This window comes from Sulfitobacter sp. 1A12157, assembly GCF_043557345.1.
Taxonomy (GTDB): Bacteria; Pseudomonadota; Alphaproteobacteria; order Rhodobacterales; family Rhodobacteraceae; genus Sulfitobacter.
This window is the reverse complement of the sequence record NZ_JBIFFV010000004.1, coordinates 280,150-297,361: the sequence shown is the minus strand read 5'-3', so window position 1 is coordinate 297,361 and position 17,212 is coordinate 280,150. Positions and strand designations below refer to the sequence as shown.

Annotated in this window: 19 protein-coding genes, 1 tRNA gene and 1 pseudogene; 7 read left to right on the top strand and 14 right to left on the bottom strand. The window is 61.3% G+C overall.

Annotated elements, in window-relative coordinates; all coding sequences use genetic code 11:
• From ACGYLC_RS10180 to ACGYLC_RS10170, 3 genes and pseudogenes are all read left to right on the top strand, one after another.
• A pseudogene (locus ACGYLC_RS10180) lies at positions 1–433 on the top strand (IS30 family transposase); the annotation flags it as partial.
• 129 nt (positions 434–562) lie between these two features.
• Positions 563–1,000 carry a type II 3-dehydroquinate dehydratase gene (aroQ, locus tag ACGYLC_RS10175; protein ID WP_394422855.1) on the top strand — a complete coding sequence of 146 codons (438 nt, stop codon included), beginning with the start codon at positions 563–565 and terminating at the stop codon, positions 998–1,000.
• A complete protein-coding gene (locus ACGYLC_RS10170) occupies positions 1,000–1,755 on the top strand; it encodes a LuxR family transcriptional regulator (RefSeq protein WP_394402705.1) in 756 nt (251 codons plus the stop codon). Before aroQ ends, ACGYLC_RS10170 begins: the two co-directional genes overlap by 1 nt.
• A gap of 289 nt (positions 1,756–2,044) precedes the next feature.
• Here ACGYLC_RS10170 and tsf read toward each other — a convergent pair whose 3' ends face one another.
• The 5 genes from tsf to ACGYLC_RS10145 all read right to left on the bottom strand — a co-directional run bounded on the left by tsf (position 2,045) and on the right by ACGYLC_RS10145 (position 5,987).
• Positions 2,045–2,920, bottom strand: coding sequence for a translation elongation factor Ts (gene tsf / locus ACGYLC_RS10165; protein WP_394402707.1), 876 nt, complete (start codon positions 2,918–2,920; stop codon positions 2,045–2,047).
• Between the two features lie 98 nt (positions 2,921–3,018).
• Positions 3,019–3,894: a 30S ribosomal protein S2 gene (gene rpsB, locus ACGYLC_RS10160; protein ID WP_394402709.1), complete on the bottom strand. Its 876-nt coding sequence runs from the start codon at positions 3,892–3,894 to the stop codon at positions 3,019–3,021.
• Between the two features lie 155 nt (positions 3,895–4,049).
• The gene (locus ACGYLC_RS10155; protein WP_394422854.1) at positions 4,050–4,898 is read right to left on the bottom strand and encodes a lysophospholipid acyltransferase family protein; all 849 of its coding nucleotides are present in this window, start codon (positions 4,896–4,898) and stop codon (positions 4,050–4,052) included.
• Entirely contained in the window at positions 4,895–5,653 is a 759-nt protein-coding gene (locus ACGYLC_RS10150) for a GNAT family N-acetyltransferase (protein ID WP_394422853.1), read from the bottom strand. Before ACGYLC_RS10150 ends, ACGYLC_RS10155 begins: the two co-directional genes overlap by 4 nt.
• Positions 5,654–5,801: 148 nt before the next feature.
• Positions 5,802–5,987 (bottom strand): DUF3553 domain-containing protein, encoded by a 186-nt coding sequence (locus ACGYLC_RS10145; RefSeq protein ID WP_067262087.1) that lies wholly within the window; start codon positions 5,985–5,987, stop codon positions 5,802–5,804.
• Positions 5,988–6,016: 29 nt separating this feature from the next.
• On the opposite strand from ACGYLC_RS10145, the gene ACGYLC_RS10140 reads away from it, so the two are divergent.
• Positions 6,017–6,619, top strand: a complete 603-nt coding sequence (locus tag ACGYLC_RS10140) for a histidine phosphotransferase family protein (protein ID WP_394422852.1) — start codon at positions 6,017–6,019, stop codon at positions 6,617–6,619.
• 3 nt (positions 6,620–6,622) lie between these two features.
• On the opposite strand, the gene ACGYLC_RS10135 is transcribed toward ACGYLC_RS10140, so the two are convergent.
• The 9 genes from ACGYLC_RS10135 to ACGYLC_RS10095 form a co-directional block, all read right to left on the bottom strand.
• Positions 6,623–7,888 (bottom strand): glutamate-5-semialdehyde dehydrogenase, encoded by a 1,266-nt coding sequence (locus ACGYLC_RS10135; protein ID WP_394422851.1) that lies wholly within the window; start codon positions 7,886–7,888, stop codon positions 6,623–6,625.
• A 28-nt stretch (positions 7,889–7,916) separates the two neighbouring features.
• Positions 7,917–9,023, bottom strand: a complete 1,107-nt coding sequence (proB, locus tag ACGYLC_RS10130) for a glutamate 5-kinase (protein WP_394422850.1) — start codon at positions 9,021–9,023, stop codon at positions 7,917–7,919.
• Positions 9,011–10,045: a GTPase ObgE gene (obgE, locus tag ACGYLC_RS10125; protein WP_394402718.1), complete on the bottom strand. Its 1,035-nt coding sequence runs from the start codon at positions 10,043–10,045 to the stop codon at positions 9,011–9,013. Before obgE ends, proB begins: the two co-directional genes overlap by 13 nt.
• Before the next feature lie 30 nt (positions 10,046–10,075).
• Positions 10,076–10,612, bottom strand: coding sequence for a GNAT family N-acetyltransferase (locus ACGYLC_RS10120; RefSeq protein WP_067262104.1), 537 nt, complete (start codon positions 10,610–10,612; stop codon positions 10,076–10,078).
• A gap of 2 nt (positions 10,613–10,614) precedes the next feature.
• Entirely contained in the window at positions 10,615–10,830 is a 216-nt protein-coding gene (locus tag ACGYLC_RS10115) for a hypothetical protein (RefSeq protein WP_394422849.1), read from the bottom strand.
• 78 nt (positions 10,831–10,908) lie between these two features.
• Positions 10,909–11,178 carry a 50S ribosomal protein L27 gene (gene rpmA, locus ACGYLC_RS10110; protein WP_067262095.1) on the bottom strand — a complete coding sequence of 90 codons (270 nt, stop codon included), beginning with the start codon at positions 11,176–11,178 and terminating at the stop codon, positions 10,909–10,911.
• Positions 11,179–11,190: 12 nt separating this feature from the next.
• Positions 11,191–11,877, bottom strand: a complete 687-nt coding sequence (locus ACGYLC_RS10105) for a 50S ribosomal protein L21 (protein WP_394422848.1) — start codon at positions 11,875–11,877, stop codon at positions 11,191–11,193.
• 207 nt (positions 11,878–12,084) lie between these two features.
• Positions 12,085–12,894: a DUF2059 domain-containing protein gene (locus ACGYLC_RS10100; protein ID WP_394422847.1), complete on the bottom strand. Its 810-nt coding sequence runs from the start codon at positions 12,892–12,894 to the stop codon at positions 12,085–12,087.
• The gene (locus ACGYLC_RS10095) at positions 12,894–13,736 is read right to left on the bottom strand and encodes a DUF2059 domain-containing protein (RefSeq protein ID WP_394422846.1); all 843 of its coding nucleotides are present in this window, start codon (positions 13,734–13,736) and stop codon (positions 12,894–12,896) included. Before ACGYLC_RS10095 ends, ACGYLC_RS10100 begins: the two co-directional genes overlap by 1 nt.
• A 145-nt stretch (positions 13,737–13,881) precedes the next feature.
• Here ACGYLC_RS10095 and ACGYLC_RS10090 point away from each other — a divergent pair.
• The 3 genes from ACGYLC_RS10090 to ACGYLC_RS10080 all read left to right on the top strand — a co-directional run bounded on the left by ACGYLC_RS10090 (position 13,882) and on the right by ACGYLC_RS10080 (position 17,192).
• A tRNA-Ser gene (locus tag ACGYLC_RS10090) sits at positions 13,882–13,971 on the top strand.
• Between the two features lie 264 nt (positions 13,972–14,235).
• Positions 14,236–16,176: a TonB-dependent receptor domain-containing protein gene (locus tag ACGYLC_RS10085; protein ID WP_394422845.1), complete on the top strand. Its 1,941-nt coding sequence runs from the start codon at positions 14,236–14,238 to the stop codon at positions 16,174–16,176.
• Between the two features lie 161 nt (positions 16,177–16,337).
• Positions 16,338–17,192, top strand: a complete 855-nt coding sequence (locus ACGYLC_RS10080) for a universal stress protein (RefSeq protein ID WP_394422844.1) — start codon at positions 16,338–16,340, stop codon at positions 17,190–17,192.
• Positions 17,193–17,212 lie beyond the last annotated feature (20 nt).

The window sequence follows — 17,212 nt, the reverse complement described above, 5'->3', positions numbered from 1 at the left end:
CGCGATCCATCGCAAGATGATCATGCACCCTGATTTGAAAGCCGCCATCGAGGACCGCCTGAAGGCTGGCTGGTCGCCCGAACAGATAGCCGGCAGGATGCGGCTCGAACGGCACCCGATCCGCGTAAGCCACGAGACGATTTATCGCTTTGCCTATTCCAAAGACGGTCGCGAGGAACAGTTCTACCGCCATCTCCCTGAGCATCGTCGCCGCCGTCGGCCGCGTGGTTACCGCAGGCACAACAGAACCCACATATTCGACATTCAAAGCCTGTGACACAGGCCTGAGCGTGTCTCAGAACGCTTAGAATTCGGCCATTGGGAGTGCGACTTGATGATGTTCCGCAAGGAGCATGGGAAGGTAAACGTGACGTCACTGGTGGAGCGCGTCAGCCGCTATGCCGTCGTGATGCGTAATGAAGATCGCCAATCAGCGTGAGTTCACACATCTGGCCCTGTTGTTGCGATTTTCTCGCCACAGTAGCACCGCAATGCCACCTGACGCTGGACAGCGCCAGTTTTGCTCCGTTAACACTATCTAGATGATTTGATGTGAGTGATTATGGCGTCTGTAGTTATTTTGAACGGCCCGAACCTAAACCTTTTGGGCACGCGGCAGCCTGAAGTCTATGGCAAGACCACTTTGGCGGATGTTGAGGCACTCTGTGCCGAGGAAACCGCGCGGCTGGGTCTTGAGATGCAGTTTGCGCAGTCGAACCACGAAGGCGCGCTGATTGATATGATCCATGCGGCGCGCGGCCAACATGCCGGTATCATTCTGAATGCCGGCGCCTATACGCACACTTCTATCGCCTTGATGGACGCTATTGCGTCGGTCGACCTGCCTGTGGTCGAAGTGCATCTAAGCAACATTCACGCCCGTGAAAGTTTCCGCCACACGTCCTATATCGCGCCGGTGGCCCTTGGGCAGATTTGCGGCTTTGGCGTCCACGGTTATGTTCTGGCCATTCAAGCCCTTCAACGTCATATCGTAAGCTAATGAATTTGCGCGACTATCTTCATCAGATCGCGCATAGCCCGACAATCGAAGAACTCTGGGATGCCCATACGCGACAGATGGCTGACTATGGGTTCGACCGGCTGATCTACGGCTTTACGCGCTATCGCACACCGACCTCTTTGGGCGACCCGGCGGATTTCGTGATTTTGAGCAATCAAAGCACGGAATACCTCAATGGTTACCTGCACAGCGGGCTCTACTTCAACGCGCCGATGCTGCGTTGGGCGCTGAACAACGAAGGCGCCTGTAGCTGGGGTACTTTAGCGGAGGTGACGGCGCGCGATGGCCTGTCTGAAACCGAGAGACGGGTGATTGATTTCAACGCCAGCATGGGCGTAACCGCGGGCTATACGATCAGTTTCCGATCCATTTCGGCGCGGTCCAAAGGGGCGATCGCGCTGACGGCGCGCCGTGGCCTTTCTCAGGCCGAGGCGGATGCGATTTGGGCCGCTCATGGCACCGACATTCAACTGATGAATGAGATTGCGCATCTGAAAATCCTCTCCCTGCCCTATAGCAGCCCCAATCGCAGCCTTACACGCCGCCAGTTGGAGGTGCTGCAATGGGTCGGAGATGGCAAGACCACGCAGGATATCGCCCTGCTGATGGGTCTGACGGCGCCTACGGTCGAGAAGCACCTGCGCCTCGCGCGGGAGGCTTTGTCGGTCGAGACGACGGCTCAGGCGGTGCTGAAAGCGGCATTTGCGAACCAGATGTTTGTGATGGATTCGTAATATATTAGGGTATGGAATACCTTACTGGCACCTCAGGTAGTAGATGGCCATGGTCCGCCAGTATCGCGGGTGTTCGCACCGGCGGTACGACGGGCCCTTAATCCTTGTAATACCAAGGCGCTTTTTGGCTCGCCGGTCTCAGTCAGGTTTATTTTTCGCCTGGCTGGCCGGATCCTCCCCCTGCCCCTTCCAGACCCGGTTGTGATGTTTCGACCTGTTGCATCTGTCGCCCATGAAAAAGGGCGGCGCATCGCGATGCACCGCCCCGTATTCATCATGTCGAGAGGGCTTAGCCCTTGGCGGCTTTCGCCACTTCCGCTGCGAAGTCTTCTTTGACGACTTCGATGCCTTCGCCAACTTCCAGACGCACGAAACCTGTGATGGTCGCGCCGGCTTCTTCGGCGGCTTTGCCGACGGTCAGGTCAGGATTCACGACAAAGGACTGGTTTACCAGTGTCACTTCGGACATGTACTTCTGCATGCGGCCGGTGATCATTTTCTCGATCACGGCTTCGGGCTTGCCGCTTTCGCGGGCGATGTCCATCTGAACCTGCTTTTCTTTCTCGACCACGGCCGGGTCCAGATCAGCTTCGGAGAGCGACGCGGGGTTCACAGCGGCGATGTGCATCGCGATCTGCTTGCCCAGTTCCTCGTTGCCACCGTTCATGGCGACCAGAACGCCGATCTTGCCCATGCCGGGTGCGGCGGCGTTGTGGACGTAGGAGACCACAGTCTCGCCTTCGATGCTCTGCATGCGACGCAGGGACATGTTCTCGCCGATTTTGGCGATGGCGTCTGTCAGGATTGTTTCCACGGTTTTGCCGTCGATCTCAGCCGCTTTCAGCGCTTCGACATCGTCCACTTTCAGCGCGGCATCGGCGATGTTGCTGACCATGGATTGGAATTCGGCGTTCTTGCCGACGAAGTCGGTTTCGGAGTTCACCTCAACCGCGACACCATGGCCGCCTTCGACCTTAACAGCCACGAGACCTTCGGCAGCTGTACGGCCGGATTTCTTCGCCGCCTTGGCCAGACCCTTAGTGCGCAGCCAGTCGACAGCGGCTTCCATGTCGCCGTCGTTTTCTGTCAATGCCTTCTTGGCGTCCATCATGCCTGCGCCGGTGCTGTCGCGCAGTTCCTTGACCATGGATGCTGTGATTGCCATCTCTTGGTTCTCCTTTGGAAATCGGGTGCAGGCCCAAGGCCCGCCTCTGTTGGAAATCGGGGCAGGTTACCCTGCCCCGTGTTTCAGGTCCGTGACGCTTAGCCTTCGGCTTTGGCGACGGTCTCTTTCTTGGATTCGATGTCCAGCGGCGCGTCTTTGCCCATGGCATCGTCGTGCAGAGTCTCTTCGGACGCGTTGCCGATTTCGACGCCGGTGCTTTCTTCGCTCACGGCTTCTTCTTCGGGAGCTTCTTCCATAGCGCCCAGATCAACGCCTGCCGCACCCAGCTGAGCCGACATACCGTCGAGAGCAGCGCGCGATGCCAGATCGCAGTAAAGCGCGATGGCGCGGGCCGCGTCGTCGTTGCCGGGGATGATGTAGTCAACGCCGTCGGGCGAGCAGTTGGTGTCGACAACGGCCACGACCGGGATGCCCAGCTTGTTGGCTTCTGCGATGGCCAGCGACTCTTTCTTCACGTCGATGACGAAGAGCAGGTCAGGGCGGCCGCCCATCTCGCGGATACCACCCAGCGACGCTTCCAGCTTCGCCTGGTCGCGTTCCATGCCAAGACGCTCTTTCTTGGTCAGGCCCTCAAAGCCACGCTCGGACTGTTCGTCGATGTTTTTCAGACGGTTGATCGACTGCGAAACGGTCTGCCAGTTGGTCAGCGTACCGCCGAGCCAACGGTGGTTCATGTAATACTGTGCGCATTTCTCTGCGGCTTCGGCGATCGGCTGAGCGGCCTGACGCTTGGTGCCGACGAAGAGAACGCTGCCGCCCTTGGCGACGGTGTCACGGATCACTTTCAGCGCTTCGTCCAACATGGGGACGGTCTGCGTGAGGTCCATGATGTGGATGCCGTTGCGTGCGCCGTAGATATACGGGCCCATGCGGGGGTTCCAGCGCTGTGTCTGGTGACCAAAGTGTACGCCTGCTTCGAGCAGTTGGCGCATGGAGAACTCAGGAAGAGCCATGTCTTTATACCTTTCCGGTTTAGCCTCATCGGGGGTATGACAGCCTCATGCTGCCAACCGGCGGACGATCTGGGATTTCTCCCCAAAAGGCCCAACCCCGACTGCGGGTTCAAGTGGGGCGCGTATAGGCCAGCGCGCGGCGCAGCGCAAGGGGCTTATTGCAGGCGCGGCTCGCGGTCGGGCATGACTTTCGCATGGCCTGTGCGCACCATCGCTTCGCAGCGTTGCGCCAGCGCCTTGCGCCCGGTGAATTCCGCCACCGGCAGCGGCGGGTGATAGACCACCTCAACCGCGCCTTGCTGTGCCGCAGCCAATGTCGTCAGCAGATGCGCGCCAAAGGACATATCCCCCCACCAGCCATAGAAACGCGGATCTTCGCCCTCAGGCGCGTTATAGATCACGCTGACCGGCTGGACCGCTATCTCATCCCGCAAGGCTGGGTCAAAGAAGGCCTCAAACAGCGTTGTCTTGAAGGGTAGCACCTGCAGCCCGTCGGTGCTGGTGCCCTCGGGGAAAAACAGCAGCCTATGCCCGGCCAAGAGCCGCGTCCGAAACACCTCTGTCTGGGTGCGCGCCTCGGCCCGGTCGCGGCGGATAAAGACGGTGCCCGTCGCCCGCGCCAACCAGCCGATGCCGGGCCAGCCCGCCACCTCGGATTTGGAGACGAAATAGATCCGTTTGGCTGCGTTCAGCCCGAAAATATCGAGCCATGAGGTATGGTTGGCCACCACCGCGCCGCGCCCCTCCATTGGGGTGCCGCGGCGGATAAAACGCATGCCCAGCACCCAGAACGCCGCGCGGCATACCGTCTGTGTGATATGCGGGGTAATGGGCCGATGCAGGCCAAAGATCGGGCGCTCGATCACGCGCAGCAGCAGCAAGACCAGCAATCCGCCAAAGACCAGCAGCGCCAAGCCCGCACCGCGGAGCAGTACGCGCAGCATCCCGGCGGGCGTCAAATGCCGCTCTGGCGGCGGCTGATCGCTGTCCCACGTCGTGCTCATGCAGCACCCCCGCCATAAAAACGCATCTGCCGCGCGCTCATCTGTTTCGTATCAAGGATCAGGCAGACATCCGTGGTGTTGAAGGCGCGGTCGATATAGGCCCCCTCGCCCACGGTGCCGCCCAGTCGAAGGTAGGCTTTGATCAGGCTCGGCACCGTCAGCATGGCTTTACGTCGGTCCAACTCGGCCTCGGGGATCAGGTCCATGGGCGCATATTCGCGCGCGCGGACGCGCAGGTCGGGCGGTGCCAAATGCCGGTGGTGCAAAAGCGACAGCGGCTCGGCCAGAGCCGCGGTGTCGTTGCCGTGAAAGCTCGCCACGCCGAAAAGAACCTCAATCTCATGTTCGGCGACATAGCCCGCAAGTGCGGCCCAAAGGTGGTGCATCGCCGTGCCGCCACGATAGGCTGGGTCAAGACAAGAACGACCCAATTCCAACAGCTTACGCCCCGACTGGACAAGCGGCGCCAGATCGTATTCCGCCGCCGAATAGAAGTCCCCTGCCCGCGCGGCCATATCGCCCCGCATCACCCGGTAGACACCCGCCAGTTTGCCACTGCGCCGGTCGGTCAAAAGCAGATGGTCGAAGTAGGGATCGAAGCGGTCCCGCTCCAACCCGGCGGCGTGATCCACCATTGGCCCGCCGCCGCCCAACTCCCGCACGAAAACGTCGTAGCGCAGCCGCTGTGCCGCCTGCACATCGGCCTCCGTCTGTGCCAATCTGACCTGAAAATCTGCTGCTACGCCCCGCGGCATCGGCCAATCCTATGCCCGAATTGAAAGTCTCCGCCTGATAGGCAATCGGCTGCGCGGGCGCAACAGTTGCGGGGAAAGCGGAAATCGGCTACTCTCCCTATGGTTGCTTTAAGAAAATTTTCTTCCACCGTTAAGGATTTGGAAAGGGTCATCCCTCATCAAAGACCGGCATTAATTCCAAACGAAAGCTGTCTATGACCACTTTGCCTTGGTCACGAAAGTTGACCGTCACCTTGCCGCCGATATTGCTTTGCACCTGCCCCGTGCCCCATTCGGGATGCTGCGGATGCATCACCAACATGCCCGGCGTCAGCAGCGCGTTCAGATCATCCATGCCGTCTCCAATCATTCCAAGGGGCCACCATGGACCAGCTTAACATCGACCTGCCCGCCCTGATCGGCAGCCGCATTTGCCACGACTTGATATCGCCAATCGGGGCCATCAACAACGGGCTTGAACTGCTTCAGATGGCGGGCACCGGGGCCGCCCCGGGGCCGGAGCTTGCCTTGATCGGCCAAAGCGTCGAAAGCGCCTCGGCCCGGATCCGCTTTTTCCGCATCGCCTTCGGGGCTGCGGGCGATCAGACCATGGGCCAGAACGAGGTGACCTCGATCCTGCGCGACCTCTATGCCGCCTCGCGGGTTGAGATTGATTGGCAGATCGCGAGCCCGCAATCGCGCAATGGCGTGCGGATGGCCTTTCTCGCGCTGCTCTGCATCGAGACGGCCCTACACCACGGCGGGCGGATCACCATCGCCGAAGAGGCGGGCCGTTGGTCCCTAAGGGCCGAGGCTGACAAGATCGCGGTAGACCCTGAACTTTGGGCGCTGCTGACACAGACCGGGGCGGACAGGCGGCTACAGCCCGCGCAGGTTCAATTCGCACTTTTGCCGATTCTGACCGAAGCACAGGGGAAAGAAATCACGCTCGACAGCGGCGAAACGGCACTGACCCTCTCGTTCTAAAGGTCAGCCGCGCACAGTCCCCTCGCCACGCACGAGGTATTTGAAGCTCGTCAGTTGCGCCGCACCAACGGGGCCGCGGGCATGAAGCTTGCCCGTGGCGATGCCGATCTCTCCGCCCATGCCGAACTCTCCCCCATCCGCGAATTGGGTCGAGGCGTTATGCATCAGGATCGCCGAATCCAGCCCGTTAAAGAACGCCGCGGCGGTCTCGGCATTCTCGGTCAGGATGCAATCGGTGTGTCCCGATCCGTACTGGCGAATATGCGCCATCGCAGCGTCCAGACCGGGGACGACCCGCGCCGCCACGATCATATCGAGGTATTCCCGCCCCCAATCCCCATCACTCGCTGGCACCGTGCCGGGGACATCCTGCAAGGCTGCATCAGCGCGCACTTCGACGCCCGCGTCGATCAGCGCCCGGATCACGCCGTTGCCAATGGTCTTGGCGATATCCTCATGGATCAAAAGACATTCCGCCGCGCCGCAGATGCCGGTCCGCCGCGTCTTGGCGTTCAGGACGACCTTCAGCGCTTTTTCGGGGTCCGCTTCTGCGTCGATATAGATGTGCACGATGCCTTCCAGATGGGCAAAGACCGGCACCCGCGCCTCACGCTGGACCAAGCCGACAAGCCCCTTGCCGCCGCGCGGCACGATCACGTCGATGGTGTCGGTCATCGTCAGCATCTCTCGCACCGCCGCCCGGTCGCGCGTCGGAACCAGTTGCACCGCATCCTCAGGCATCCCCGCATCCCGCAGCCCCTGTTGCAGGCAGCCGTAGATGGCGCGCGATGAATGAAAACTCTCGGACCCGCCGCGCAGGATCACGGCATTGCCTGCTTTGAGACAAAGCGCGCCCGCATCCGCCGTCACATTGGGCCGCGATTCATAGATCACACCGATCACGCCGAGCGGCGTGCGCACGCGCTGAATGTTAAGGCCCGAGGGCTGGTCCCATTCCGCGATCACCTCACCCACCGGATCGACCTGTTCCGCGACCGAGCGCAGCCCGTCGACCATGCCGCGAATGCGCTCTTCGTTCAGCATCAGCCGGTCCATCATGGCGTCCGACAGCCCTTTGTCGCGGCCAAAGGCGAGGTCTTGCTCATTGACGGCAATGATCTCGGCGCGGTTTTTCCAAACCGCATCCGCGGCACTGATCAGCGCGGCATGTTTGCGCTCGGCCGTCGCGGTCGCCAGCTCGGCTGCCGCTGCACGGGCGCGGGCGCCGATATCGGCCATCAGTTCAGAGATATTCTCGATGTCGTTCATAGCCTTATGCCCCTGTCTTCATCTTCGCCTAAAGCGCCATGTCGTCGCGGTGGATCAAAGCCGCACGCCCCGGATAGCCCAAAAGCGCCTCGATCTCCGCGCTTTTGCGCCCCTTGATCTGGCCGATTTCCTCGGCGGAGTAGCGGCTGAGGCCGTGGCCCACGGCGTGACCGGCGGGGTCATACATGACGATGCTGTCGCCTCGCTCAAACCGCCCTTCAACAGCGGTTACCCCGGCGGGCAAGAGCGACGTGCCCCGCGCCAAAGCCGCCACGGCTCCGGCGTCCAAGGTCACCGCCCCGCGCGGCTTCATCGCGGCGATCCAGCGCTTGCGCGCGGCCTGTGGATCGCTCTGCGCGCTGAACCAAGTGGCATTCGCCCCACTTTCGAGCGCGGTGAGCGGGCGCATGACAAACCCATCGGTGATCGCCATCGCGCAGCCTGCCGCCGTCGCCGTGCGCGCGGCCATCAGTTTGGTTTTCATGCCACCTTTGGACAGGCCCGACCCGGCATCACCGGCCATCGCCTCGATCTCGGGGGTGATGCTCTCGATCACATCGTAGCGTTTCGCAGTCGGATCCTGCGAGGGGTTGGCACTGTAGAAACCATCCACATCAGAAAGCAAGATCAACTGATCCGCGCCCACTGTCACCGCGATCTGCGCGGCGAGACGGTCATTATCGCCAAAGCGGATTTCATCGGTGGCGATCGTGTCATTCTCATTCACAATGGGCACCACGCCAAGCGAGAGCAGCTGCTCCAAGGTCGCGCGGCTGTTGAGGTAACGGCGGCGGTTGGCGCTGTCTTCCAAGGTCACCAGAACCTGCGCCGTGGTGATGCCATGGGGGGCCAGCACCTCTTCATAGGCCCGGGCAAGGCGGATTTGCCCCACCGCCGCGGCGGCCTGCGCCTGTTCCAGCGCCAGAGCTGTCGGCGGGAGACCCAGAACACCCCGGCCAAGCGCGATTGAGCCCGAGGATACCAGCACAACATCGCAGCCCAAGCCCTTGAGCCACAAGACATCTTGCGCCAATCCGGTCAGCCAGTCCCGGCGCAGATTGCCGCTGTCGCGGTCCACCAAAAGGGCGGAGCCGATCTTGATGACGACGCGGCGCGCGGTGCTTAGGGTTGCCAAGGCGCTTCTTCCTCGGTGCTGCGGAAACGCAGGCGGTCTTCGTCGATGTTCTGGCGCAGGGTGCGCAATACGTCCGTCACGCCTTCGCCAGCCACACTGGACATCATCATCACGCTGCCGCCAGAGGCTTTTTCCAATTCTTTCAAACGACTTGCGCGTTCCTCCTCATCCAAAGCGTCAACTTTGTTCAACACCGTAACACGCGGCTTTTCGGCCAGATCCCCGCCATAGGCCTCCAGCTCTCCGATGATGGTGTGGTAATCCTCGGCCACGGTTTCGGAAGTGCCGTCGATGAGGTGCAACAACACCGCGCAACGCTCGACATGGCCAAGGAAAAGATCGCCCAGACCGCGCCCTTCGGAAGCGCCTTCGATGAGGCCGGGAATATCCGCCACCACGAATTCAGTGTTATCCACACCGACCACGCCAAGGTTTGGGTGCAACGTGGTGAATGGGTAATCAGCAATCTTGGGCCGCGCGTTCGACGTGCTTGCAAGGAACGTCGACTTACCCGCATTCGGCAGGCCCAGCAGCCCCACATCCGCGATCAGCTTGAGCCGCAGCCAGAGGGTCCGCTCCACCCCTTCCTGCCCGGGGTTCGAACGCCGGGGCGCTTGGTTGGTCGCGGATTTAAAATGCAGGTTGCCCCAGCCGCCATTGCCGCCGCGCGCAAGCTGCACGCGCTGGCCAAGCTCGGTCAGGTCGGCGATGACGGTCTCCTGATCCTCGTCGAGGATCTCCGTGCCCACGGGCACCCGCAGGATGATATCCTCACCGTCCTTACCGGTGCGCTGTTTGCCCATACCGGGCTGGCCGTTCTTGGCAAAGAAGTGTTGCTGATAGCGAAAGTCGATCAGCGTGTTCAACCCATCGACCGCTTCGGCCCAGACCGAGCCGCCGGTGCCGCCATCGCCGCCGTCCGGGCCGCCATATTCGATGTATTTCTCACGCCGGAACGATACACAGCCGCCGCCTCCGGCGCCGGATCGAATGTAGACTTTGCACAGGTCGAGAAACTTCATGGTCTTGCCTTTCAGGCACGGGAAACGGAGCTAGAGCTTGCGGCTATAGGTCCATGTGGGTACGGCAGCATCGCGGGCCAAGCAATAGGTTTCCGCGTCACCAAGATAGACAAAACCCGCATTTGTCAGCACCTTGGCCGAGGCCGGGTTGTCATGGAAAACAGAGGCAAAAAGGGCGTCATTGCCCAAGGGGTTGGCGTTTACCAAAGCCTGCACCGCGTCCGAGGCCAGATGGGTGTTCCAGAACGCCGGGGCCACCCAATAGCCGATCTCGGATTGGTTGCGGTCCAGCCGGGTGAGGGAGATCACGCCCATCACTTCCGAACTGTCCGCCCGAGTGCCATCCATGACCCAAACATCTTCTTCACGGTCATCGGACATGGCGCGGGTGACATAGGCTTCGACACTGCCGGGCGGCAGCGGATGCGGGATCGAAGATGTGGCATTGGCGACCCTCGGGTCGCTGGCATACATCTCGATCATGCCCATGTCGGACCGGCGCACCGGGCGCAGATCAAACCGCTCTGTCTCAATAAGGGGTTGGTTCACAATCGCTTCCAACTGCATCGTCATGTTCCTCCTCCGAACAGACTGGATTGGGGGCCTTTGGCCAAACGGGCCGCCCCTGCCCCGATCACGCGCAGGCCGCGCACCGAGGCGTTGACACATTCGACATAGTCCTCCCTGCCGAATGTAACGACTTTATCAAAATTCAGCCGCACCCCGCAAAGAGCGGAAAAACGGCCCGGCAGGCCAATGGGCCCTGAACTGGAAAACAAAAACATTGGGGGGTCTTCCCGAAAAGAAAAAGGGACCGGCGGTATCGCCGATCCCTGATTTTTTCAAACCCTTTGGGGTACGGCTTATTCAGCGGCCTCCGCGCGTGGCAGAACCGAAATGAACGTGCGGTTTTTGAGACCCTTGTGGAAGGTCACAGCGCCGTCGACGGTTGCAAAGATCGTGTGATCCTTGCCCATGCCAACGCCTTCGGCAGGCCAAAACTTGGTGCCGCGCTGACGCACGATGATGTTGCCGGGGATGACGGCTTCGCCGCCGTATTTTTTCACGCCAAGGCGACGACCAGCTGAGTCGCGCCCGTTACGGGATGAACCGCCTGCTTTTTTATGTGCCATCTCGGTCTCTCCTTAGCCTTTGGTCTTTTCTTTGGCCTGTTCGACCCAGCCTTCACGCTGGATACGGCCTTTGAAAGACAGTTTCTCGTCAACTTCAGCGATATCCGCTTCGGTCCATGCTGCGATTTGAGCGAAGGAGGTGATGCCCGCTTCGTGCAGCTTTTTCTCAAGTGCGGGGCCAACGCCGCTCAGCGCCTTCAGATCGTCCGCGCCGGCTTCCGACATTTTGTCGGCTTTCTCGGCTTTCGGAGCGGCCTTGGTGGCTTTCGCCTTCTTGGCCTTCTTGATCTGCGCGGCCTCATCGGTCTTGCCGGTGATCGCGGCCACGGCGGCGGCGCTAACGGAACCAGTGCCGACAGCTTCGGATACGCCAGACTTCCCTGCGCCGGAGGCGAGGATGTCGGTGATCTTGACCAGCGTCAGCTTCTGACGGTGACCCTTGGTGCGCTTGGAAGAGTGCTTCCGGCGGCGCTTGACGAAGTTGATGACCTTTTCGCCTTTGATCTGATCAACGACTTCGGCCTGAACGCCTGCGTCTTTGACCGTGGGCGCGCCGAGCACGGGGCTGTCGCCGCCCAGCATCAGAACTTCGTTGAACTGGACCGTTTCGCCAGCATTGGCCGCAATACGTTCAACGCGCAGCATATCGCCTGCTTGAACCTTGTATTGCTTGCCGCCTGTCTTGATGACCGCAAACATGCGTCTTCCTTTTCTGTCATCCGCGTTCTGTGGCCCCCGCCTGGGAGTTTGTGGATGGCTTTCCGGCCGATCCGCCTCGAACAGCGCGCCCATGGGGCGTCATTAAAAAAACAATCCCGAAAACGGATTACCCGCCGGGATGCGGGCTTATCTTCGGAATGGCGGGGCAAGTCAAGCAGGTTTTCTTGGGCGCTGCCCTTGGACCTGTCAGAGGCTTTCGGCCACCATGTTCAGCGCCAGTGCCCGCCCCAGCCCGTAGGAGATATCCTCATAGGCCCGGCCAAACCCGTCGAAAAGCCCGCGATTGAGCGCCCGGCCCGCGCCCGTCTCGGCAAAGGCCGCATATTGCGCGATCTCGGCATTGCTTAAAGGATGGTAGGCCAGCAGCATATAGGCGTGCAACCAGACGGAGGTGTCTTCGGTCACCGCATCCAGATCGGACCCGACATCGGCCAGGAGGTCTTCGTCACTGTCCTCTAGCGCACCGCCATCGCGCATGCCGCGCAGGAATTGGAAATTGCTGTTCAGCGCCGTGCCGACATTGCGGTCGATCATATCGGAAGCGTCGATCAATCGGCGGATCAAAGCCACCCGCGGATCACCGTCCCCCGCCAGCACCCCGTAGTTCGCCCGCGCAATCTGCTCGACCTCAGGCTCGGCGATGGCGGCGCGGGCGGCATTCTCCAGCCCGACAATCCGGCGCCCCAGTTCGGTGGCATAGAAGGTGATCGCCTCTTCGACATCGTCCGTCGTCATCGTCTCCTCCATGGCGCGGCGCACCATTTCGACCATACGCTCGGGATCGTGGATGCTTTCGACCTGCATCTGCCAGCCCGGACCGCCCTGCCCGCCCAGCATGTCTTGATTCAGCACCTCCGCATGGGCCTGCCCTTCGTCGCTGATGATCACCGCCGCCTGCCGAAGCCCCAACAGATCGACCAGCACAGTCATCCGCGCGTCGGCCCAAGCGGGCAGCGCCAAAAGCCATAGAAGCGGCGCGAAAACCCAAGCCCGCATCAGATGTCCTGACTGGGCTGCATGGCCGCAAGCCGTGCCGCCACGGCCTCGAACCGGTTGGCCATGATCTCATATTGAACGGCGTTCATCAGCGTATAGACCTGCTGCATCTTGGGGTGCTCCAACGCCTCGGCATAGGCGGCAAGGTCTTCGTCCGAGAAGGATTGATAGGTATAGGCGGCGTTGGCGAGTGCATTGGCGGCGATCTGCGCGCCCAGTTCATCCGCCTGCGCCCGCATCGCCTCGCGCAGGTCCGGCTCTTCCATCTGCAATTCGATCACCCCGGCCCCCGCGGCGGCCAGAAGGAAGCGGATCTGCACCTCTTGAATGGCCCGGACCGAGATTTCCTCGACATCGCTGGCCACGTTCAAGCGCCGCAGGGTCTCCAACCGGGGGGAGCCGATCTGCTCGAGCCCCGCAATGATGGCGGCACCGCTTTCGGCCTTCAGCCCGTCATCCTCAGCCATATGCGCCTTGTTCTCGACCGCCACCAAACGCTGGCCCAGATCGGAGGCATAGAACCCGGCGGCATGATCCAACAGGTCATCGCTGAGCGTCTCGGCAAGGATATCCATCGCCATGTCGTGCATCAACGCAGTGTCAAAGACATCGCGCACCAGACGCGACCACTCCGAGCCGAAATCCTCGCTTTGCAGCCCTAACATTTCAGGCGCGGAATCGGCAGACAGGCGAATGCTCTCCAACGCCACGTCAAAGCCGGTCACTTCCAAGAACCGCTCCAACGCGCCGCGATCCGCCGCCCGCAGCGGCAGGGCAAGCGCGACGAGCAGCATCAACGCGACAACAAAGGGGGCTGCAATCATTCGGTTTTGGCGAAACATGGGCGGTCCTTTCGCAGAATTCTGCCTTTAAACTTAGGCTCTACCAGCCTCGGCGCAATGAAAATCCCCAAACTTTCAATTGATGCGCAAAACCCCTCTTGCCACTGCCGGAAAAGGCGACTAAACGGACCCCCCAGACCCCCGCGGAGAGGTGCCGGAGTGGTCGAACGGGGCGGTCTCGAAAACCGTTGAGCCTTCACGGGTTCCCAGGGTTCGAATCCCTGTCTCTCCGCCATTCACGCCTTGGGCGTGGTGCCAATGTCCCCGATACGAAGACCCAGGTCAGTCGCCGCGCACGCCGGGACGTCACCGCCCTCCAAACCGATCCGCTTAAAGACTACGCACCTGCGTAGAAATCCAACGGCCCAGCCGACACCGTCCCGCTTTGTCCAAATCCGCGCCTTGAACATTTCGGCGGATTGTCGCAACTATCCGCGCAGAGCAAGCAAGCGGTTTCATGAGTCCCAGCCAGCCACGGATTTCTACAAGGGACAATAAAATGAAAACCAACACCGCCAAGCGTGTCGCGCTTTCTTGGCTGATGTGCTCGACCGCTACTTTTGTTTATGCGCAAGACGACACGGCCTTCGACCTCGGCGTGCTGCGCATTCAGACCTCAGCCGCTCAGGCTGTTTTGGGCAATGACGAGATCACCGAAACCGAAATCGAACAGCGCAACCCCGCCACCGTGGCCGATGTCTTTGCCGGCGAATCTGCGATCACCGCCAGCGGCGGCGCCCCGATCGCGCAGAAGGTCTATGTGAACGGGATCGAGGAGAGCCTTCTTTCCGTCACCATCGATGGCGCACGGCAGAACAAATCGGCCTTTCACCATACCGGCAACGTCCTTTTGGATCCGGCCCTGCTGAAATCCGTCGAGGTCAGCGCGGGGCTTGCCCCGGCGGATCAGGGGCCAAACGCGCTGGCCGGCTCCATCGCCTATACCACAAAGGACGCCCGCGATTTGCTGGACGGGGATGATCCCTTTGGGGGCCGCTACATGCTGTCCTATGGCAGCAATGGCCAGGGCTTCCGCAATACCCTGACCCTTTTCGGGCAGAACGACGGTTTCGAATATCTGCTGAGCGGCACCCGGGCGACGGGCGACGATTATGAAGACGGGTCCGGCAGCACCATCACCGGCACGCGGGCGGACCTGACCGACTATATCGCGAAATTCGCCTATACCTCGCAAAGCGGCAAACGTCTGAGCTTTTCGGCCTCCGAGACCACTGACAATGGCCTGCGCGCGTCTCAGGGTGGCTTCATCCGCCCCGACTTTGCCGATGTGATCGGGCGCGACACGGTGCTCTACGAAGCGCTGTCGCAGCGCACCTCCTATACGCTGACCTATGAGGATGAGAACCCCTCGGGCATCTGGGCGCCCTATGCGCAGCTCAGCTACAACGAGCAGGCGATGGACGTAGGCTCGCTCTATGGCGTGAACAAAAGCCTCAGCGGTGTGCTCAGCAACTCGTTCACGCTCCGCAACGGCAGCGTGAATGTCGGTGTCGATTTCTTTGACGAAAGCGCCGAAGGCTATGACAACACGGTCAGCCCGCGCAGGTCGAGCGGCCGCGAAGAGCTTAGCAATATCGGCATCTTCGCACAGGCACGGCAGGATCTGTCGGACCGCATCTCCGTGTCCTACGGCGGGCGCTATGATTGGGCATCCTTCGAAGGCGCGGATGGGACCGATTTCGACGCCAGCGGCGCCAGCGTCAACGGCTCGGTCGATTACGTCCTGAACGATCAATGGACCCTCAACGCCGGGGCCGCCTCCAGCTGGGGCGGGTATGAGTTGGGCGAGGCTGCATTGGTCAACTTCCGCACCCCGTGGAATTATGACGGCTTCACCACCTCGCGCGCCAATGCGGTGCGTTTGGGCCTGCGGTACGACAGTGGCCCTTGGGCGGTCAAAGGCGCGCTCTTCGACACTGACATCGAAGACATCAACGCTGTTCTGCCTTCGAGCGGCGCACGCGGTGCCGTGGACGATCTGACATCACGCGGCTTCGACGGGTCGGTCACCTATACCGGCGCGCGCGGCTTCGCGACCTTGAACTACACCTATGCCGATGTGCAGACCAACGACGCCACCACCGCCACAACTGCCTATTACCTTGGCCGTCCGGTGGGCCATATCTTTGGCTTCGAAGCGGGCTATGACGTGACCGAGGAATGGCGCATTGGGGCGACCGCGCAGATCGCTTTGGAGAACGACGATACCGATGTGTCGCTCGACGGTTATGAGGTGGTCAATCTCTACGCGGAATACAAACCGCGGCGGATGCAGAACCTGAACCTGCGCATGGACGTGCAGAACCTGTTCGACGCGACCTATGCAAGCCGCAGCTCCGATGGGCTTGGGCTTGCCAATGTGGTGCCCTTGACCGAACCGGGCCGCACCGTCAGCCTGACCGCGTCGATCAGCTTTTAACGGACGCAGGTATCGCCCCCCTTTGCGCGGGGGCGATACCACATTCCCGCGCTTGCCGCCTGCCCCGGTTCTTTCCACAGTCCTCCTCCCGCTTGATCCAGATCAATGCAGCCGCGCGCGGCCCGCCCCATAGTGGCCGTGGTCACATGAGGAGCGTCGCCATGCAAAATGCCACAATCACAGTCGTTCTGGGGGTCGAAGCCCGGCCCAATCAGCTAGAGCCCCTCGCCCGCGCGGCGCAGACCCAGGGCACCCATCTGATCGTTCTTTTGCTCAGCGAAACCCCTGCCCTCCCGGTCTATTCGATGGGGGTGGGCGAACTCAGCACCTATTCCCTCCCGGCGGGCTGGCAGGCGGATGTGGACGCGGCCCGCGAGGCGGTCGAGAAACAGCGCGCGGAATTTTCGCAGTATCTCACCGATCAAGGCGCCAGCGCGGATGTGCGCGCGGTTTGTGCCGATGCCTCGGCCTTGCGCAACACAGTGGCGCGGGCGGGGCTGACCTGTGACGCGGTGCTTATCGGCACGGACCTGCGCGAGAACAGCCGCCTGTTCGAGGACATCGTGCATGCCGCGCTCTTCGAGACCGCCGCACCCGTTCTGCTCAACACCGCGCAGGCCAAGGTGGGTTTGACCCCGCAATCGGTCTTCGTTGCATGGAAAGCAGGCATTCCCGCCACGCGGGCGATCCGCGCCGCTTTGCCGACCCTGCGCAATGCGCGCGAGGTAACGGTGGCGCTTTTCGATCCGATCTCGATCTCGGCCTATGACGGGGAAAACCCCGGCACCGATGTCGCCGCTTGGCTGACCCACCAAGGCTGCAACGTCGCGGTGCAGCAATATGCCAGCGGAGGCGAGGACATTGGCACCGCCATCCTGAAACGCGCCAAAGAAACCGGGGCCGATCTGATCGTCATGGGTGCCTATGACCACTCCCGCCTGCGCGAGATGGTTTTTGGCGGCACGACCCGCAGCCTGATTGAACAAAGCGCCTTTCCTGTGCTTCTGTCGCACTAAAACCCGTCGAAAGGAACCGC

What these genes read in the sequence shown, in the direction of transcription:
- ACGYLC_RS10140 (WP_394422852.1), top strand. Translation starts at nt 6,017, where the DNA reads ATGGACCAGCTTAACATCGACCTGCCCGCCCTGATCGGCAGCCGCATT.
- ACGYLC_RS10120 (WP_067262104.1), bottom strand. Translation starts at nt 10,612, where the DNA reads ATGCAGTTGGAAGCGATTGTGAACCAACCCCTTATTGAGACAGAGCGG.
- ACGYLC_RS10080 (WP_394422844.1), top strand. Translation starts at nt 16,338, where the DNA reads ATGCAAAATGCCACAATCACAGTCGTTCTGGGGGTCGAAGCCCGGCCC.
- ACGYLC_RS10100 (WP_394422847.1), bottom strand. Translation starts at nt 12,894, where the DNA reads ATGCGGGCTTGGGTTTTCGCGCCGCTTCTATGGCTTTTGGCGCTGCCC.
- rpsB (WP_394402709.1), bottom strand. Translation starts at nt 3,894, where the DNA reads ATGGCTCTTCCTGAGTTCTCCATGCGCCAACTGCTCGAAGCAGGCGTA.
- rpmA (WP_067262095.1), bottom strand. Translation starts at nt 11,178, where the DNA reads ATGGCACATAAAAAAGCAGGCGGTTCATCCCGTAACGGGCGCGACTCA.
- ACGYLC_RS10135 (WP_394422851.1), bottom strand. Translation starts at nt 7,888, where the DNA reads ATGAACGACATCGAGAATATCTCTGAACTGATGGCCGATATCGGCGCC.
- aroQ (WP_394422855.1), top strand. Translation starts at nt 563, where the DNA reads ATGGCGTCTGTAGTTATTTTGAACGGCCCGAACCTAAACCTTTTGGGC.
- ACGYLC_RS10145 (WP_067262087.1), bottom strand. Translation starts at nt 5,987, where the DNA reads ATGGATGATCTGAACGCGCTGCTGACGCCGGGCATGTTGGTGATGCAT.
- ACGYLC_RS10170 (WP_394402705.1), top strand. Translation starts at nt 1,000, where the DNA reads ATGAATTTGCGCGACTATCTTCATCAGATCGCGCATAGCCCGACAATC.
- ACGYLC_RS10095 (WP_394422846.1), bottom strand. Translation starts at nt 13,736, where the DNA reads ATGTTTCGCCAAAACCGAATGATTGCAGCCCCCTTTGTTGTCGCGTTG.
- tsf (WP_394402707.1), bottom strand. Translation starts at nt 2,920, where the DNA reads ATGGCAATCACAGCATCCATGGTCAAGGAACTGCGCGACAGCACCGGC.
- ACGYLC_RS10085 (WP_394422845.1), top strand. Translation starts at nt 14,236, where the DNA reads ATGAAAACCAACACCGCCAAGCGTGTCGCGCTTTCTTGGCTGATGTGC.
- ACGYLC_RS10155 (WP_394422854.1), bottom strand. Translation starts at nt 4,898, where the DNA reads ATGAGCACGACGTGGGACAGCGATCAGCCGCCGCCAGAGCGGCATTTG.
- ACGYLC_RS10150 (WP_394422853.1), bottom strand. Translation starts at nt 5,653, where the DNA reads ATGCCGCGGGGCGTAGCAGCAGATTTTCAGGTCAGATTGGCACAGACG.
- obgE (WP_394402718.1), bottom strand. Translation starts at nt 10,045, where the DNA reads ATGAAGTTTCTCGACCTGTGCAAAGTCTACATTCGATCCGGCGCCGGA.
- ACGYLC_RS10115 (WP_394422849.1), bottom strand. Translation starts at nt 10,830, where the DNA reads ATGTTTTTGTTTTCCAGTTCAGGGCCCATTGGCCTGCCGGGCCGTTTT.
- ACGYLC_RS10105 (WP_394422848.1), bottom strand. Translation starts at nt 11,877, where the DNA reads ATGTTTGCGGTCATCAAGACAGGCGGCAAGCAATACAAGGTTCAAGCA.